A 16,136-nucleotide genomic window follows, 5' to 3' on the forward strand; every position below is an offset into this window, starting at 1 on the left:
AGTTTCTTCGAATCCCTCACGGAGAAACCGGCAATGAGCATCATCACCACCGACGACGGCGTCAGCATCTTCTACAAGGACTGGGGCCCGAAGACGGCGCAACCCATCGTCTTCCATCATGGCTGGCCTCTGTCCAGCGACGACTGGGATGCACAGATGCTGTTCTTCCTCTCGCACGGTTATCGCGTCATCGCGCACGACCGCCGCGGGCACGGGCGTTCGAGCCAGGTCAGCGACGGCCACGACATGGACCACTACGTCGCCGATGCCGCCGCCGTGATGAACCACCTCGACCTGCGCGATGCCGTGCACATCGGCCACTCCACCGGCGGCGGCGAAGTCGCGCGTTACGTCGCTCGCCACGGCCGTGGCCGCGTCGCGAAGGCGGTGCTCATCGGCGCTGTGCCGCCGATCATGCTGAAGACCGCCGCCAATCCGGGCGGCCTGCCGGGCGAAGTTTTCGACGGCATTCGTGCCGCGGTGGCCGTAAATCGCGCGCAGTTCTTCCGCGATTTCCCGGCCGGACCGTTCTACGGTTTCAACCGCGATGGCGCGAAGGTCAACCCGGGCGTCATCGACAACTGGTGGCGCCAGGGCATGAACGGCGGCGCCAAGGCGCATTACGACGGCATCAAGGCGTTCTCCGAGACGGACTTCACGCAGGACCTGCAGGCCATCGACGTACCGACACTGGTGCTGCACGGCGATGACGACCAGGTCGTGCCGATCGCCGATTCGGCGCTGCTGACGATCAAGCTGCTCAAGCACGGCACGCTGAAGGTCTACCCCGGATACCCGCACGGCATGTGCACCACCCATGCGGACGTGATCAACGCCGACCTGCTGGACTTCATCCGGCGCTGATTCGAACTGCAACCTGCCGCGTCAAGAGCGCGCCGCCACGGACGGCGGCCGCTCATCCTCCATGCCCGGGGTCTGGCTGAACGCCGGCGATGCTGCAGGAAGACAATCGCGCACGAACATCGAATAATGGCCGCCCGTCCGTGCCGTCATCCCGCAGGTGACGGACGCGGCATCCACGGAGCACTCCACGCGTCATGTGATCGAACGACTCCTTCGCCGACACCACCGATCCGCCTGCCGCCGCGACTGACGCGCGCAGGGCGATCGCTGGCCTGATCCGCCGCGCGACACGCCTCGCCGGCCCGATGGAGATCGTTTCATGACGCACGCGCACGTTCGCGTTTCGCAACTTCGTTTCGCCTGGCCGGACGGTACGCCGGTCTTCGAGGACCTCTCGTTCACGCTGGGTGCGCAGCGCACCGGCCTGGTCGCGCCCAACGGCGCGGGCAAGAGCACGCTGATGCGGCTGCTGGCCGGAGAATTGGCGCCCACTACGGGTCACGTGGAAGTCGCCGGCACCCTCGCCTATCTGCCGCAGCAGCTCGCGCTGTCGCGCGCGTTGCGCGTGGCCGAAGTGCTGGGCGTTGCCGGCCGGCTCGATGCGCTGGCCGCCATCGCCAGCGGCCGGACGGATCAGGCGTTGTTCGACACCGTCGGCGACGACTGGGACCTGGAAGACCGCACGCGCGCCACGCTTGCCCGGCTCGGCCTGGATCACGTCGCGCTCGATCGCCGGCTGGAAAGCCTGAGCGGCGGCGAGGTGATGGCCGTTGGGCTCGCCGCGCAGTGGCTCGAACGCCCCGATGTGCTGCTGCTGGACGAGCCATCCAACCATCTCGACCGCGACGCGCGCCAGCGTCTTTACCGTATGGTGGACGAATGGGATGGCTGCCTGGTGGTGGCCAGCCACGATCGCGGCCTGCTCGACCGTATGGACCAGATCGCGGAGCTCGACCGCAGCGCGCTGCGCCTGTACGGCGGCGGCTTCGAATTCTACGAAGAGGCCACGCGTGTCGAAGCCGAAGCGGCCGAACAGGAAGTTCGCGGTCTCCGGCAGACGGTGAAGCGAGAGCAACGCGAACGCCAGCAGGCGCGCGAACGCATGGAGCGACGCGCCGGCAACGCCGCACGCAACCTGCATAGCGCCGGCCTGGCGCGCATCGTGGCGGGCAATCGCAAGCGCGCGGCGCAGGTCTCGGCCGGGCGGTCGGACGACGTACATTCGGCGCGGATCGTCGACGCGCAGCAGCGACTGATCGAAGCCCGCCGCGGCCTGCGCGACACGCCGGAGTTGAAGCTGGAGCTACCGGCCACGGAAGTGCCAGCGTCACGGCTGCTGTTCTCCGGACGAAGCCTGCAGGTGGTGCGCGATGGCCGTGCGTTGTTCGGAGCGCACGGCGTGGACCTGCAGATCCGCGGGCCCGAGCGCATTGCCCTGCACGGCGCCAACGGTGCGGGCAAGACCACGCTGCTGCAGCTGATTGCCGGCGAGCTGTCGCCGTGCGCAGGCTCGGTCCAGCGCGGGCCGGGCCGCATCGCGATGCTGTCGCAGCGGTTGGACGCGCTGGATGCGAACGACACCGTGGCAGGCAACTTCGCCCGCTGCACACCGGAACTGCCCGATGCGGAACGCGGCCACCTGCTCGCGCGCTGGCTGTTCCGCGCCGATGACATGCATCTGCCGGTGTCGGCCCTGTCCGGCGGCGAACGCCTGCGTGCCAGCCTGGCCTGCGTGCTGCACGCCACGCCGGCACCGCAGTTGCTGGTGCTGGACGAGCCGACCAACAACCTCGACCTGGACGCCGTGCGCGAACTCGAAAGCGCGCTGCGTGCGTATCGCGGCGCGCTGGTGGTGGTCAGCCACGACGATGCGTTCGTCGATCATCTCTCGCCGACGCGCCGCCTGATGTTGCAGAACGGTCGCCTCAGGGACACCACCTGAGGCGACGTTCGATGGACATCCCCTACGTCACTTCGCCGTGGCGGCGCGCTCGATCAGTCGGGCCACGGTATCCGGGTGCGACACCATCACCACGTGCGAGCCACCCGGAACCACCTCGGCCTTGCGCGACTTCGCGCGTTCGGCCATGAAGCCCAGCGCCTTCGGCGGGATATTGCGGTCCTGGTCGCCATAGACGAACCACGACGGAATGCTGGTCCACGCCGGGCTGCCGGATTTCTCGTTGAGCGCCGCTTCGGTGATCGGGCGCTGGGTGGCCGCCATCAGGACTGCGTCCGCCTTCGGCACGTCCGCCGCGAACTGCTGGTGGAACCTGTCCTGCAGGATGTACAGGTCGTTTCCGCCCGTGGCGAGCTTCACCGGCGGCGCGAGCGCCTGGCCGAGCGTGCTGCCCGGGAACTGGCCGGACAGGCCGGCAGCCGTTTCGCCCTCGGCCGGAGCGAACGCGCTGACGTAGACCAGCGCCTTGACGCTGGACTGGCCACGCGCGGCCTCGGTGATGACGCTGCCGCCATAGGAATGCCCGACCAGCACCACCGGCTTGCCGAGGCTGGACACGATGCCGGACACGTACGCACCGTCGCTGGCGACGCCGCGCAGCGGGTTGGCGACGGCCACCACCGGGTAGCCGTCCTTCTCCAGGATGCGGATCACGCCGTTCCAGCTGGACGCATCCGCGAACGCGCCGTGCACCAGCACGACGGTGGGTTTTGCCGTCTGCGCCGAGGCGTCGGCCGCGACCAGCGAGGCCGCGCTCATGGCCAGTGCGGCCAGCAGGTTCTTCATCTTCGTTCTCCTTCGGGTACAGCCTTGGGGGATAGCGCCGGAGCGCCGGGATAAGCGACGACGGCGTGTCGGCCGCGTGCCTGCTGCCGACCGGATGCGATCAGGTCGGAAAATCGGTGGACGTGCTGAGCTCGCGCCATCGTGCGAGTTCCTCCAGGCGCAGGTGCTCGGCGCGTTCGATGGCAGCCACTGCATCGCTGCCGAGTGCGAGCCGGAGCGGTGGTGCGTCGACTGCCGTGACGGCGAGGATCGCCTGGGCCGCACGCGCGGGATCGCCCGGCTGGCGACCGTCGTAGGCGCGCTGCATGCGTGCGGCATTGCCGACCACGGCGTCGTACTCCGCCCGGCCTTCGTGCAGTGTGGTCGAAGCCCCGGCGAAGTCGGTGCGGAATCCGCCGGGCTCGATGATCGTCACGCGCACGCCGACCAGGGCCATTTCCTGCGCCAGCACTTCGGAGAATCCTTCCACGCCCCACTTCGCCGCCGAGTACGGCGCGCGGCCGGGTGCGCCGACGCGTCCGCCGACCGACGAGAACTGGATGATGTGGCCGCTTCGCTGCAGGCGCATCAGCGCAATCGCGGCCTTGGTCATGATGATGGTGCCGAACAGGTTGGTTTCGATCTGGCGGCGGAACTCCTCGAGCGATGTGTCCTCGACGGAATTGACGTTGCCGTAGCCGGCGTTGTTGACCAGCACGTCGAGGCCGCCGAAGGCCTCGACCGCGGCCTGCACCGCGGCGTCGGCCGCCGCCGGATCGGTCACGTCCAGCGGCACCGCGCGGACCGCGTCGCCATGACGCTCGACCAGATACTGCAGCTGCGCTGGATCGCGTGCCGTCGCCACCAGGCGATGCCCCGCTTCGAGCACCGCCTGCGCGAGCGCGCGACCCAGGCCGCGGGAACTGCCGGTGATCAGCCATCGTTGGCTCATGTCGTTGGCCTCGTCAGTCCCGCGGCTCACGGCGCCCACTGCGTGAACACGTAGTCACGGTCCTTCACGCGCGACTCGTGGCAGGCGAAACAGGTGCGATGCTGCGCCTCGTCGGTCGGCACGCCGTCGATGAAGCGCCCGAAGCCCCAGCCGCCGGTCGCGGCGTACTTCTTGGAGTCCTTCACCATGATCTGCACGGTGGTCGCCTTGCCCGGAATGGTGGCCGACGCGAAATCCGGCGACTGCACTTCCTTCCAGGCCAGCTTCACCAGCACGCTGCCGTCCGGGAACGGCCGCGTGCCCTTGCGATACGCCATGGCCGCGACATCGTTACCGAGCACCACGCGCAGTTCGTCGAACGGTGCCGCCTCGCGCGCCGGGGCGATGAGCTCCCACTTGCGATAGCCATCGGGCACCGTCACGCCGTAGATCGGCGAGGCAGGCTTGTGGGTATCGGCATCGACCCGGAACGCCGGCGAGAACATGCCCAGCGCGACGATCGCCGCCGGCAGCATCAGCCATCGGATGTTCATTGCCCTCGCCTCCCGTCACAGACGGTCCGCATCGATCACCGCCTGCGCGAACGCATGCGGATCTTCCTGCGGCAGGTTGTGGCCGATGCCGCCGGTGATCAGGCGGTGTTCGTACTTGCCGGTGAAGCGCTTCGCGTAGGATTCCGGCGGCGGATGCGGCGCGCCGTTGGCGTCGCCTTCCATCGTGATGGTCGGAACGCCGATCGACGGAAACTGGGCCAGGCGGCCTTCCAGCGCGTCGTATTTCGCCTCGCCCTTTGCCAGGCCCAGGCGCCAGCGGTAGTTGTGGATGACGATGTCGACGTGGTCCGGATTGGCGAACGCCGCCGCGCTGCGGTCGAAGGTCGCGTCATCGAACGCCCACTTGGGCGAGGCCAGCTTCCAGATGAGCTTGGCGAAGTCGTGGCGATACTTGTCGTAACCTTCGCGACCGCGCTCGGTGGCGAAGTAGTACTGGTACCACCACTGCAGCTCCGCATCGGGCACCAGCGGAACCTGGCCCGACGCCTGGCTGCCGATCAGGTAACCGCTGACGGCGACCAGCGCCTTGACCCGCTCCGGCCACAACGCGGCGACGATATCAGCCGAACGCGCGCCCCAGTCGAAGCCGCCAAGCACCGCGGTGCGGATGCGCAGCGCGTCCATCAGCTGCAACACGTCCTCCGCCAGTGCCGAGGGCTGGCCGTTGCGCAGCGTGTCCGCCGACACGAAGCGCGTGCCGCCGTAACCGCGCAGGTACGGCACGATCACGCGATAGCCGACCTTCGCCAGCAGCGGCGCCACGTCGACGTAGCTGTAGATGTCGTACGGCCAACCGTGCAGCAGGATCACCGGCGGGCCATTGGCCGGGCCGGCCTCCGCGTAGGCCACGTCCAGCACGCCGGCACGCACCTGCTTCAGCGGCGCGAACGAGGTGTGCTGCGCGCGGCGCGGCGTCGGCGTCCCGGATGGCGACGTCGATGCCGCCGCATGCGCGGGGCGCACCAGGCCAAGCGGGGCCGCCGCCACCCCCAGCGCCGCCGTGCCCAGCATCAGGCGGCGGAGCGGATCGACCTGATCGTGTTGAAGCTTGTCCATGAGGGTCTCCGTGATCGTTTGGTGCCGAGTGACACCGGACGCCGCGCGAAAGCACGCACCTGCCCGGCGCGGCGCCGCATGGCGCCGTGGTGAGCACAGCCTGATTTGCCTGTGTATCTCCGGTGTGTCCGGAGATGCCGCCCTTCGTATCGAAATGTTCGACCGGGTCGGCCGTCGATCCGCTGCGAGCGATCGCTGCGGTCATGACCATCTAATCAGCCGGTCCAGCGCCACGCGATAACACGTTGGTATGGATCCATACCAATGGATGGTGCGGCGAGGAGATCCTTGCGGTTTCGACCTGACAGCGTCGTTCCGCGCTGCGTGGAAACCCGCTAGGTCGCTTGCGACAGTCGCAGCGCGATGCCGTCGAGCATCAGGGACAATCCACTGGAGAACAGCGAGTCGAAGTCCCCGGACATCAGCACGGCGCGCGCCTGCAGGACATGCGGAAAATCGCCTTGCGCCGCGATTTCGAACGCCGTCCCGTAGCTTCCGGCTTCATCGCCGCCCAGCGACTGTTCGACGGTGACCAGGCCGAGCACGTAATGGAACACGCTGAATGCACTGGTGGCGGCGAACTCGATGTCGGCGCCGGCCCGAACCAGTGCCGCGATCATCGCTTCGCCCGGACGCAGCACGTTGTCCGCCACCACGTACGCGGCGGCCAGCACGCGCGCACCATCGCGACGCGATCTCAACGCCTGCCGCAGTTCGTCGGAAACGCGGACGCACGTCGCCCGCCAATCCAGGTCCGGCGGCACGTCACGCGCCACATCCTCCAGCAGCGCATTGGCCACTGCCTCGATCACCGCCTGCTTGCTGGCGAAGTGCCAGTAGAGGGAAGGCGCCTGGATGGCGAGGTCCTGCGCGAGCCTGCGCAGGCTGAGTCCTTCGATGCCCTTCTCGTCGAGCAGCTTGAGGGCAGCCGCGACGACCTGTTCCCGCTGAATGGCCATGTCGTGCACTCAGATTGCGAACCTAACACCGTTAGACTAGCATGACTAACACCGTTAGATTTCCCGCGCGACGCTCCCGACCGGCGCACGCCTGCACGTACCGCTACCACCAAGCGCCCCGCCATGAGAGCCCCCGACTGCCACCTGCTGCTCGAGATCGAAGGAATCGAATCCGTGCAGCGCCCCGTCGTCGATGCGCTGCTGCGCCTCGACCTGGGAGCACGCATCCGGGCGGATACCGCGCACGCGACGCTGGACATCGAGGGGCGATTCCACCAGGCGGACGTCGTCGCCTTGATTCACGCTCTGGGTTGTCGCGTACGGCGCGTCGAGGAACGCCCGCTGTCACCCAAGCCGGTGACGCTGGAGCAGTTGGGCTGGAGTTGAACAATGTGCGCGCGCCGCCAATGATGGTCCTCTGGCGTTCCGTGCGTCGCGATTGCGCGCCTTGCTGTGCGCTACTTCCGGTCGCGCACCATGTCACGCGCACTGCGAGCGATCTTGCCTAGGGGGCTGGCACGCAGGCGTTTCCGGAAAGAAACCGGGGGCATTGGCAGCTGATCGTCACCCACGACCTGGAAGAGCGGGCGCTTGTCGATCCTCGTGCCCCAGCCGCTGGGCTCACGCACGAACTCGGCGATCCTGACCGTGCGAAGTCCCGTCTCGCGGGACCAGTCTTCGAAGGCCCGCTTCTCGGATTCCTTCTCGCCAAGGAACTCATCGAACAGCAGCAGGCTTCCCGATCCCAGCAAAGGCGTCAGCCAACGCAGGACGCAGATCGTGGACGAATACAGATCCGCATCGAGAGACGCGAACGCAACGCGCCCCACCTTCGCTGCGAGTTCCGGCGTCAGGGAGTCCTCGAAGTATCCCTTCACGATCTCGACGCCGCTGATCCGCGGCGGCTTGCACGCAAACGTCCCGACCTCGGCGTTCTCGAACTTTTCCCTGAGGCCTTCGAATGAATCGCAGGCGTAGATGCGCTTGTCCGAATGGCCGAGCGCGCGCCGAAGAATCCGGGTCGAATCTCCCTTCGCCACGCCGAATTCCATGATGTGGCCGGGCACGTTGCGTGACAGCGCCACGCAAAGCTCCAGCACGGTTTTCTTTGGTGTGACGGTGAGGCGCCGATTCAGATATTCCCATTCAAGCGCTTCGGGAGCGACGTTCGCATGCATCTCAGGACTCTCCAGGCACGGGTGATTCGACGCCGGCCAAGAGAGCCGGAGCAAGCCAGCACATCAGCGCAGCGACGATAGCACCGCGTTGACAAGGCGCCGTGCATACTCGCGCGCGCTCGACTTTCGAGCCCGCCCTGCGCCGACGGCTGAACAGGCTTCGAGGCGCACTCCGAGCTTCCAAGCCGTGTCGCAAGCCGCTGTCGAGGCCCGATCGCGTTGACCCGCCCTCGACAAAACTGACCGCCGGGCACTCGGACTCCTCCGGGAGGGTTGCTTGATGAAGACGCATTGAGTTCGTCCGGACGACCGGCCCGAGGCCGCGATCGTCGCGACACTCGTCGTGGCGCGCGCAATCTACCTGCGACGCTACTGTCATGAGGTGCTGGCGGCTCCTTTCCGGCAACAGTGGATGGTTCACCCGACAAGAGGTGCAGAACCATGTCCTTCGAATACCTGCTGCAGAAGATCAAGACGGCCGAGTTCGATACGGAGCCGTTCCCGCACCTGTACATCAGGAACTTCCTGAGCGACCAGCACTTCGCGCAGGTCACCGCAGCGCCGGATATTGCGCTGAGAGCCCGCGACTCGGACGACCAGCTGTTCGATGAGCTATTCGGCGCGGGCTACAAGATCATCGATTTCCCGGGCTGCATCTCCAACAAGGACACCTACGTACGTTGGCACCGGAACAAGAGCGCGAAGCAGACGCACAACAACTCGGCATGCGAGGTTTTGGCGTGACGCTGCGCCTGACGTCCGCGCGGTCGGCGTTCATCTCGGAGCTGATGCAGTTCATGAACGGACAACGGCTACAGGAAGTCCTGGCCGAAAAGTTCGGAATCGACCTCGATGATGTCTACTACGACGGCGGCATCCAGAAATATCTGGACGGCTACGAGATCAGCCCGCATCCAGACATCCGCAAGAAGGCGCTGACGTTCATGGTCAACATCAACCCCGGGCCAGGATCGGAGCAGCGGGAACACCACACGCACTACCTCGTGTTCCGCGAGCCGTACAAGTACGTGCAGGCCTACTGGGAAGGCCACCCCGAAGCCGACCGCTGCTGGGTGCCATGGGGGTGGTGCGAGACCCGGAAGATGCAGCGCGAGAACAACAGCATCGTGATCTTCTCGCCCACCAACCACACCATGCATGGCGTCAAGGCCAGCTACGACCACCTGGACAGTCAGCGCACCCAGCTGTACGGAAACCTCTGGTATCACGTGGATGCCGCGACGAGCCATCCCGAATGGGAGGACTTCGTCATCACCGAATCGAAGCCGAAGCTGTCGGCATCCATCAAGAGCAAGGTGAAATCGGTCCTGCCGCCCTCGATGAAGGCCTACCTGAAGAACCGGGTCGCCGGCGGCAATTACGTGCCCAGACGCTGAAGACGCCGGCCTGCATCGGATGGCATCGCCGGATCCTGTGTCTGGCGATGGCTGCGTTGCCGAGGCGAGGTGTCACCGGCGCCCGGTCGTCGTGGCTTGGCCGCCCCGGAGGCGCCGGCTACCATGCCGCCCATGCCAACGCCTGCGACGCACGACGATGCCGACGGTTACGTCGTCCACCTTTTGCCGCGACTTGGAACGGCGTCCTCCACGGGGCACGCGCCAGAGGCGTTGAGGTTCCCCCGGCGCTTGGGCGTCACCGGACGCGTGGCTTTCGCGCTGTTCAACACCCTGGCCACGGCCGGTGCGGCGTTGGCCATCTTCGCGCTGTGGACGGGCGAGACGCCCGGCTGGTGGTTCAACGTAATTTTCACCGTGATGATCGGCGGCCTTGCGGTCGCGCTCTGGGCCATCCTGATCGGCTCGATCGAGCAGGCGAATCTCGAACGCCACCTCCAGACGGTCTGGCGCGAGATCGCTCCGCGCGCGGTTGCCGCAACCGCTCGCGTGACGGAGCGGCGGTGGGTGCTCGCCGAGGACGGTTCGGTCACGTCCTTCGCGCTTGTCGTGCAACCTCCCGACGGCCGACCGCTGTGCGCGCGATGGCGCCCCGACACCTCACGCGACTGTCTGCTGCAGTCGCAGGTGCCGGGCGTCGGTTCCGAGGCGCGCGTGTGGCGCGCCCCGGATGGCCTGGTGGCGGCGCCGCTGGTGGTCGAGGTCGCCGACCCTACCATCGTGGGCTGACTGTCGTGGGCTGAGTTCCGCCTGCCGATCCACGGCGACGTCCCACCAATGCAGGACTTCAGTCCGCCACGAATTCACAAGCCAGCAGGGTCCTGTCGCCCAGGCCGGCCCCCTCGCGCGCCACGATCGCCACCTTCCCGGGCCCCAGCATCCCGACGGGCAGCTGCTGGTCCGGTGGAAGCGTCCGCGCATAGCCCTGGCTGGACGTCCCCATCAGGTCCGAGGCTTCTGGTTTCAGGTCGTACTTCGCGGCCAGATCGGCGGCGCGATGGCCTTTGATCAGGACACCGACCGCGTTGTTGGCGAAGAACACCTCGTTGCTTTCGAATCCATCGCGCCCGATCTGCTGCGGCAGTGCGTAGATCGCAGCGCCCAGCGACGAGGTGTCGGGCTTGGCGAGTTCTTCGACCGCGTCATAGATCTCGGTGGCGGACGTCATCGAGTACGGTGGCTCGCAAAGCGCTGCATCGTAGAATTTCGAGCCGGTTTCGGCGGCCATGAGACTGCCGGCCTGTAGTGCGGCAATGCACACGCATGCGGCAAGCGTGCCGCGGCAGAGGGACTTCGGTTCGCGCACTGATGACTCCTTGTGATTGCGTTTTACCCAGGAAAAAACAGCTGCGCCCTCCATGGCCGCGATGCATGGCATGGCCGGCCGCAGGAGTTCACCGGCTGGGCTGCGCTGCTGCACGCGGCCTGGCTTGCATCAACGACGCAGGGCGCTCGATGTTAATCTGAAATGCGGCTCGGTCATGTCCGTCCGGTGTGCACACGCCGTCGCATGGCGAGTCGCCAAAAGGTGACAACACGGTCGGTCAGACGGCGGCGCGTCATGTGCTCTGGCGATTCGCGGACCCACGCGGCGACGCGCCGGCCCAGCAGATATCGGTCGGGCCATCGGTCCCGGGCAGACAGCACAGGTACGCAATCTTTCAGGCGATGCGCATGTCGAAGGCCACCATCATCGTCTCCGTGGACGACCCGTTCGAGGTTGCCGCGTTCGAGACCTGGCTCTCGCGCTGGGAGAAGATGCTCACGTCCATGTCCGACAACGAGGGATGCGGCTGTTGCGTCGATATCTGGAAAGTCGAGGGCCCTTCGGAGGCGATCGCCGAACTTCCGCCCCAGATCCATGCATGGTGCGAACGCTCCGACGAGGCCTGAAGGTCCGCCATTCCAGGGTGTTGACGGGCGCCCTCTCCGGCCCGACAGCCTTCTCCGGCTCGGGTCTGGCGGGGTGAATCAGTGTGGTCGGATCGACTTGAGGGGCTTCCTCGGCTACCCTGCGCGGCCCCTCAACGGACTAATGCCCATGAACAAAGGCCAGCTGATTGACACCATCGCCGAGCAGTCCGGCGTGACCAAGGCCCAAGCCGAAGCCGCGCTGAACTCGACCCTTGCCGCCATCACCGACGCGCTGAAGCGCGGCGAAGCGGTGACCCTGGTGGGCTTTGGCACCTTCGAGGCGCGCAACCGCGCAGGCCGTCAGGGCCGCAATCCGAAGACCGGCGAAGTGATCGAGATTCCGTCGGCGATCGTGCCCGCTTTCAAGCCGGGCAAGGCGCTCAAGGAAGCGCTGGCCTAAGGCAGTCAGGGCCCGGACGCGTCGATCGCGTCCGGGCTTTTCCGCTGTACCGGCGCGTGCCCTCGCCCACCGCCGATGCGTCAACGCTCCACCTGCGATTGACGGAAGTTTCAGCGTCGCGCTCTGCCCCGACGTGTAGTTCCGGCATTCCGGGCGCCGACAGCGTTTCGACGACGCGCGGTAGTCCGCGCTCATCTCTCCGCATGTGCTTCGGCCAGCGCCACGGCTGGCATCGGCAACGCAGGCTTCTCCTGCGCCATGGCTTCGCCCAGCGCCGGTCCTATCAGGATCACGCCCGGACGACCCGGTTGCAGGCAATCGGCCTGTTCGGCCAAATGCTCCAGCGTCGTCAGCAGCCGGGTTTCATCGGTCTGACTGGCAGACTGCACGACGGCCGCGGGCGTGCCGGCCGGCAAGTGCGGGCGCAGCGCAGCGGCGATGGCATCGATGCGGCTCATGCCCATGTAGATGGCGAGCGTGGTCCCCGTGGCAGCAAGCGCGGCCCAGTCGGGCTCGCCGTGGTCACGGGTATGCGCGGTGACGAACGTGATGCCGTGGCAATGATCGCGATGCGTCAGCGAGACGCCGAGGCTGGCGGCGGCCGCGAACCCCGCGCTGATGCCGTTGATGATGCGCACGTGGATGCCCGAATCGCGAAGGAAGGCGATCTCCTCTCCCGCGCGGCCGAACAGCAGCGCGTCGCCGCCCTTCACGCGCACCACCCGCGCGCCCTGCAGCGCATATCGCCGCATCAACCGGCAGATGAACGACTGCGGTGTGGAGCGGCAACCGCCCCGCTTTCCGACGCGGACGACGCGGGCACGCGGCGCCAGTTCGGTGATGCGTGGATCGACCAGTTCGTCGAGCAGCAGTACATCAGCCACTGCGAGCGCCTTGGCGGCCTTGATGGTCAGCAGTTCCAGATCGCCCGGGCCTGCCGACAGCAGCACGACATCGTGCAGTACGCGAGGTGCGCCGGCTCCGCTCATGACGCCCGCCCTCATGACGGCACCGCCTCGCGACACAGCCGCGTGAGTTGCGGCAGACACGAGCCGCACTCCGTGCCGCAACCGAGCCGTCGCTTGAGTTCGTCGATGTCGGCTCCTTTCGCGATGTGCGTGCGGATGGCGGCCTCGCCGACCTGCCTGCAACTGCAGACCATCGTGTCCCGCGGACGATTCGAAATGCCAGCGGCGAACACTGACTGGCGCGGCCCGATCCACGCACGCCCGGACAGTGCGTGATCCAGCAGCGCTTCGCTGATCGATTCCCGCCGCACGTCGGTCAGCAGCAGGCTGTCGATGTGGTGATCCGCTCCCTCGCTCCGCCAGTTGACGCGCCTGAGCAGGCCGCGACGCGGGTCGCTGTACTCCAGCGAGTTGGTTCCCGGGGCGAGTGAAAGCGCTTCGATGAGCGCCTGCAACCATTGCGAGGAAAGTGACGATTCCGCGGCAGCGCGCAGCACAAGCCAGGCGGTGTCGCCCGCGCCTTCGGCCTCGGCATGCAGCGACACCGCGGCGAAGCCGCATGCCTTCAGCAGCGGCTGCACCCTCGCCTGCAACTCGACCGCATCGCCGTGCTGCGCGGCGAGCAGATGCCAGCCAAACGCGGCCTTCTCCACGCGCACGGCAGCGTGCTTGAGCTCGGGCTGCTGCGAGCGCGCGTCGATGGCCGGCTGCGTGACCTCATTGATGCCGCCGCTGGCGAGGAACTGGCCGCTCCAGTGCATCGCTGCGAATACCGTTCCGGACGCCACTTCGTCGGACAGTTCCAGCGGCAGCACGAGCTCGCCGCGCTTTCCGGTCACGCGCACGAGATCGCCCGCAACCAGTCCGCGACGCACGGCGTCCTGCGGCGACATGCGCAGGCCGGGCTGAGGGCTGTGTGCGAACAGTGCCGGCACGCGACCCGTGCGCGTCATGCCGTGCCACTGGTCGCGCAGCCGTCCGGTGATGAGGCGCAACGGAAAGCGTGCGGACGTTTCCTCCGCCACCGGACGGTATGGCGTGGCATGAAACTTCGCCTTTCCATTCGCGGTGGCGAAGCGCCCGTCCACGTAGCGTCGCGTCGATGCGGCGCGATCAGCCTCGTCGGGTGGGCATGGCCATTGCTGCGGACCGTACTGCTCCAGCCGCGCGTAATCCAGCCCACTGACGTCGAGATCCTGTCCTGCCGTCAGCCGGCGGTGTTCGTCGAAGATTTCGTCGGGCGACTGGAATCCGAACATCGGCGGCGTGCCCGGCGACGCCAACCGCGCCTCGATGCGACGCGCGACCTCGTTGGCGATCCACCAGTCGGCGCGTGCATCGGCAGGCGGGCGCACCGCGGGACGCACGCGCGAGATCCGCCGCTCCGAGTTGGTGACGGTGCCTTCCTTCTCGCCCCACGTTGCCGCGGGAAGCAGGACGTCGGCATAGGGCACCGTATCGGTGTTGGCGAAGGCCTCCTGCACGATCACGTATTCGGCCTGTTGCAGCGCCTCGCGCACCATCCCGATGTCCGGCATGGAATGCGCGGGATTGGTGCATGCGATCCAGACCGCCTTGACCTTGCCGCGGCGCAGCGCCTCGAACAGCGGCACCGCCGAGAGTCCCGGCCGCGACGAGAGGCTGTTTTCGGGGAGGTGCCAGAAACGCTCGACCTCGGCACGATGCTCGGCGTCGGCGATGTCGCGATGCGCGGCCAGCATGGTCGCCATGGCGCCCACTTCGCGCCCGCCCATCGCGTTGGGCTGCCCGGTCAGCGAGAACGGACCCGCTCCCGGCCTGCCGATCTGGCCGGTCGCCAGGTGCAGGTGGATCAGTGCGAGGTTCTTGTCGGTACCGTGCACCGACTGATTGAGGCCCATGCAGTACAGCGAGAGGGCCGCCGGACTACGACCGAACCACTCGGCGGCCTGCACGATGTCCGCCGCTGCGACGCCGCACAGGTCGGCCGCCATGCGCGGCGTGTAGTCGCGCAACAGTTGCTTGAGTTCAACGAATCCTTCGGTGTGCGTCGCAATGTAATCGCGATCGATGAGGTCTTCCCAGACCAGGTGATGCAGCATCGCGTTGAACAGCGCGACGTCGGTACCGGGCTGGATGGCCAAGTGCAGGTCCGCCATCGCGGCGGTGTCCGTGCGGCGCGGATCCACGACGATCCAGTGCGTGTCCGGATTGCGTTCGCGTGCCTCCTCCAGGCGCCGGAACAGCACCGGATGCGCGTAGGCCATGTTGCTGCCGGCGAACAGGACCGTGCGGGCGTGCTCCAGGTCCTCGTAGCACGTGGGCGGCCCGTCCGCGCCCAAGGCCAGCTTGTAGGCGGTCACGGCACTGGACATGCACAGGCGCGAATTGCTGTCGATGTTGTTGGTGCCGATCAGCCCCTTGGCCAGCTTGTTGAAGAGGTAGTAGTCCTCGGTGAGCAACTGTCCGGACACATAGAACGCCACGGCGTCCGGACCGTGCTGACGGACGATGTCGGCGAGCCGGTCGGCCACCGTATCCAGCGCCACGGGCCAGTCGACACGACGGCGCGGCTGGTGGCGTTGCGTGCGCAGTTCCGGATGCAGCACGCGCCCCGTCAGGCTGCGCGCAGTGTCCGGAAGCATGCGGCCCTTGGTGCACAGGCGGCCGAAGTTGGCCGGATGTTCGGGATCGCCCTCGATGCCGACGATGCGGCTCCCGTCCGGTCCGTGTTCGGCATCGACCAGTACGCCGCACCCGACTCCGCAATAGCAGCAGGTGGAGCGCGTCCGCGTGCGCACGCGTTCGCTCGCGATGGCGGCATCGACGCCCATCAGGTCTCGCCATCCAGCGACAGCCACACCTCGCCCGTCTCGACCTTCACCGGGAACCTGCGCGCGCAACCCACGTCTGGTGCGCAGGCCTCGCCGCTATTCAACGCGATGTTCCAGCCATGCAGCGGACAGGTCACGGTGTCGCCCGCGACGATTCCCTGGGACAGCGGTCCACCCTTGTGCGGGCAACGGTCCACCAGCGCGAACACGCGATCGCCCGCGGTGCGGAATAGGGCGATGTCCTCCTCCCCGGCCCGCAGCAACACCCGTGCGCCCGCTGCCGGGATTTCGTCCAGCCGGCAGATGCGCATCCATTGCGTCAGCGTCCCGGTCGTCAT

18 protein-coding genes are annotated in these 16,136 nt (G+C 67.1%); 8 read left to right on the top strand and 10 right to left on the bottom strand.

Annotation, left to right across the window (positions count from 1 at the left end; translation table 11 throughout):
* The first annotated feature begins 33 nt into the window (after window positions 1-33).
* Window positions 34-864 carry an alpha/beta hydrolase gene (locus VFE83_RS06800; protein ID WP_324904386.1) on the top strand — a complete coding sequence of 277 codons (831 nt, stop codon included), beginning with the start codon at window positions 34-36 and terminating at the stop codon, window positions 862-864.
* A gap of 319 nt (window positions 865-1,183) precedes the next feature.
* Window positions 1,184-2,806, top strand: a complete 1,623-nt coding sequence (locus VFE83_RS06805; protein ID WP_324904388.1) for an ABC-F family ATP-binding cassette domain-containing protein — start codon at window positions 1,184-1,186, stop codon at window positions 2,804-2,806.
* 27 nt (window positions 2,807-2,833) lie between these two features.
* On the opposite strand, the gene VFE83_RS06810 is transcribed toward VFE83_RS06805, so the two are convergent.
* The 5 genes from VFE83_RS06810 to VFE83_RS06830 all read right to left on the bottom strand — a co-directional run bounded on the left by VFE83_RS06810 (window position 2,834) and on the right by VFE83_RS06830 (window position 7,110).
* Window positions 2,834-3,610, bottom strand: coding sequence for an alpha/beta hydrolase (locus VFE83_RS06810; protein ID WP_324904391.1), 777 nt, complete (start codon window positions 3,608-3,610; stop codon window positions 2,834-2,836).
* A gap of 100 nt (window positions 3,611-3,710) precedes the next feature.
* Complete coding sequence (locus tag VFE83_RS06815) at window positions 3,711-4,541, bottom strand: oxidoreductase (RefSeq protein WP_324904392.1); 831 nt, start codon at window positions 4,539-4,541, stop codon at window positions 3,711-3,713.
* A 26-nt stretch (window positions 4,542-4,567) separates the two neighbouring features.
* Window positions 4,568-5,074, bottom strand: coding sequence for a cytochrome P460 family protein (locus tag VFE83_RS06820; protein ID WP_324904394.1), 507 nt, complete (start codon window positions 5,072-5,074; stop codon window positions 4,568-4,570).
* 15 nt (window positions 5,075-5,089) lie between these two features.
* Complete coding sequence (locus VFE83_RS06825) at window positions 5,090-6,151, bottom strand: alpha/beta hydrolase (RefSeq protein ID WP_324904396.1); 1,062 nt, start codon at window positions 6,149-6,151, stop codon at window positions 5,090-5,092.
* Between the two features lie 335 nt (window positions 6,152-6,486).
* The gene (locus VFE83_RS06830; RefSeq protein WP_324904399.1) at window positions 6,487-7,110 is read right to left on the bottom strand and encodes a TetR/AcrR family transcriptional regulator C-terminal domain-containing protein; all 624 of its coding nucleotides are present in this window, start codon (window positions 7,108-7,110) and stop codon (window positions 6,487-6,489) included.
* 123 nt (window positions 7,111-7,233) lie between these two features.
* Between VFE83_RS06830 and VFE83_RS06835 the strand changes: the two genes are divergently transcribed.
* Window positions 7,234-7,497 (top strand): hypothetical protein, encoded by a 264-nt coding sequence (locus VFE83_RS06835; protein ID WP_324904401.1) that lies wholly within the window; start codon window positions 7,234-7,236, stop codon window positions 7,495-7,497.
* A gap of 71 nt (window positions 7,498-7,568) precedes the next feature.
* Here the strand turns inward: VFE83_RS06835 and VFE83_RS06840 are convergent, their stop codons facing one another.
* A complete protein-coding gene (locus tag VFE83_RS06840) occupies window positions 7,569-8,288 on the bottom strand; it encodes a TylF/MycF/NovP-related O-methyltransferase (protein ID WP_324904403.1) in 720 nt (239 codons plus the stop codon).
* A gap of 441 nt (window positions 8,289-8,729) precedes the next feature.
* On the opposite strand from VFE83_RS06840, the gene VFE83_RS06845 reads away from it, so the two are divergent.
* The 3 genes from VFE83_RS06845 to VFE83_RS06855 all read left to right on the top strand — a co-directional run bounded on the left by VFE83_RS06845 (window position 8,730) and on the right by VFE83_RS06855 (window position 10,432).
* The gene (locus VFE83_RS06845; protein ID WP_324904405.1) at window positions 8,730-9,032 is read left to right on the top strand and encodes a hypothetical protein; all 303 of its coding nucleotides are present in this window, start codon (window positions 8,730-8,732) and stop codon (window positions 9,030-9,032) included.
* Window positions 9,014-9,685: a hypothetical protein gene (locus VFE83_RS06850; protein WP_324904407.1), complete on the top strand. Its 672-nt coding sequence runs from the start codon at window positions 9,014-9,016 to the stop codon at window positions 9,683-9,685. The genes VFE83_RS06845 and VFE83_RS06850 overlap by 19 nt, the downstream gene beginning before the upstream one ends.
* Window positions 9,686-9,952: 267 nt before the next feature.
* A complete protein-coding gene (locus VFE83_RS06855; protein ID WP_324904408.1) occupies window positions 9,953-10,432 on the top strand; it encodes a hypothetical protein in 480 nt (159 codons plus the stop codon).
* A 58-nt stretch (window positions 10,433-10,490) separates the two neighbouring features.
* On the opposite strand, the gene VFE83_RS06860 is transcribed toward VFE83_RS06855, so the two are convergent.
* Window positions 10,491-11,123 (bottom strand): hypothetical protein, encoded by a 633-nt coding sequence (locus VFE83_RS06860; protein ID WP_324904410.1) that lies wholly within the window; start codon window positions 11,121-11,123, stop codon window positions 10,491-10,493.
* Between the two features lie 254 nt (window positions 11,124-11,377).
* On the opposite strand from VFE83_RS06860, the gene VFE83_RS06865 reads away from it, so the two are divergent.
* Together VFE83_RS06865 and VFE83_RS06870 are read left to right on the top strand one after the other, a co-directional pair.
* Window positions 11,378-11,596, top strand: coding sequence for a hypothetical protein (locus VFE83_RS06865; protein WP_324904412.1), 219 nt, complete (start codon window positions 11,378-11,380; stop codon window positions 11,594-11,596).
* A 148-nt stretch (window positions 11,597-11,744) separates the two neighbouring features.
* Window positions 11,745-12,017, top strand: coding sequence for an HU family DNA-binding protein (locus tag VFE83_RS06870; RefSeq protein ID WP_324904414.1), 273 nt, complete (start codon window positions 11,745-11,747; stop codon window positions 12,015-12,017).
* 191 nt (window positions 12,018-12,208) lie between these two features.
* On the opposite strand, the gene cobA is transcribed toward VFE83_RS06870, so the two are convergent.
* Genes cobA through nirD form a run of 3 tightly spaced genes read right to left on the bottom strand, consistent with a single transcriptional unit; the run spans window position 12,209 to window position 16,136 of the window.
* Window positions 12,209-13,006 carry a uroporphyrinogen-III C-methyltransferase gene (cobA, locus tag VFE83_RS06875; RefSeq protein WP_324904416.1) on the bottom strand — a complete coding sequence of 266 codons (798 nt, stop codon included), beginning with the start codon at window positions 13,004-13,006 and terminating at the stop codon, window positions 12,209-12,211.
* An 11-nt stretch (window positions 13,007-13,017) separates the two neighbouring features.
* Window positions 13,018-15,798, bottom strand: coding sequence for a molybdopterin-dependent oxidoreductase (locus VFE83_RS06880; RefSeq protein WP_324904418.1), 2,781 nt, complete (start codon window positions 15,796-15,798; stop codon window positions 13,018-13,020).
* Window positions 15,798-16,136 carry a nitrite reductase small subunit NirD gene (nirD, locus tag VFE83_RS06885; protein ID WP_324904420.1) on the bottom strand — a complete coding sequence of 113 codons (339 nt, stop codon included), beginning with the start codon at window positions 16,134-16,136 and terminating at the stop codon, window positions 15,798-15,800. Before nirD ends, VFE83_RS06880 begins: the two co-directional genes overlap by 1 nt.

Source organism: Lysobacter sp., from assembly GCF_035655815.1.
GTDB lineage: Bacteria > Pseudomonadota > Gammaproteobacteria > Xanthomonadales > Xanthomonadaceae > Lysobacter_J.

Bases quoted from the DNA above. Each gene is read 5' to 3' on its own strand.
- VFE83_RS06850 (WP_324904407.1), top strand. From the start codon at position 9,014: ATGCGAGGTTTTGGCGTGACGCTGCGCCTGACGTCCGCGCGGTCGGCG.
- VFE83_RS06820 (WP_324904394.1), bottom strand. From the start codon at position 5,074: ATGAACATCCGATGGCTGATGCTGCCGGCGGCGATCGTCGCGCTGGGC.
- VFE83_RS06810 (WP_324904391.1), bottom strand. From the start codon at position 3,610: ATGAAGAACCTGCTGGCCGCACTGGCCATGAGCGCGGCCTCGCTGGTC.
- VFE83_RS06865 (WP_324904412.1), top strand. From the start codon at position 11,378: ATGTCGAAGGCCACCATCATCGTCTCCGTGGACGACCCGTTCGAGGTT.
- VFE83_RS06815 (WP_324904392.1), bottom strand. From the start codon at position 4,541: ATGAGCCAACGATGGCTGATCACCGGCAGTTCCCGCGGCCTGGGTCGC.
- VFE83_RS06825 (WP_324904396.1), bottom strand. From the start codon at position 6,151: ATGGACAAGCTTCAACACGATCAGGTCGATCCGCTCCGCCGCCTGATG.
- VFE83_RS06805 (WP_324904388.1), top strand. From the start codon at position 1,184: ATGACGCACGCGCACGTTCGCGTTTCGCAACTTCGTTTCGCCTGGCCG.
- nirD (WP_324904420.1), bottom strand. From the start codon at position 16,136: ATGACGACCGGGACGCTGACGCAATGGATGCGCATCTGCCGGCTGGAC.
- VFE83_RS06880 (WP_324904418.1), bottom strand. From the start codon at position 15,798: ATGGGCGTCGATGCCGCCATCGCGAGCGAACGCGTGCGCACGCGGACG.
- VFE83_RS06845 (WP_324904405.1), top strand. From the start codon at position 8,730: ATGTCCTTCGAATACCTGCTGCAGAAGATCAAGACGGCCGAGTTCGAT.
- cobA (WP_324904416.1), bottom strand. From the start codon at position 13,006: ATGAGCGGAGCCGGCGCACCTCGCGTACTGCACGATGTCGTGCTGCTG.
- VFE83_RS06800 (WP_324904386.1), top strand. From the start codon at position 34: ATGAGCATCATCACCACCGACGACGGCGTCAGCATCTTCTACAAGGAC.
- VFE83_RS06835 (WP_324904401.1), top strand. From the start codon at position 7,234: ATGAGAGCCCCCGACTGCCACCTGCTGCTCGAGATCGAAGGAATCGAA.
- VFE83_RS06830 (WP_324904399.1), bottom strand. From the start codon at position 7,110: ATGGCCATTCAGCGGGAACAGGTCGTCGCGGCTGCCCTCAAGCTGCTC.
- VFE83_RS06870 (WP_324904414.1), top strand. From the start codon at position 11,745: ATGAACAAAGGCCAGCTGATTGACACCATCGCCGAGCAGTCCGGCGTG.
- VFE83_RS06840 (WP_324904403.1), bottom strand. From the start codon at position 8,288: ATGCATGCGAACGTCGCTCCCGAAGCGCTTGAATGGGAATATCTGAAT.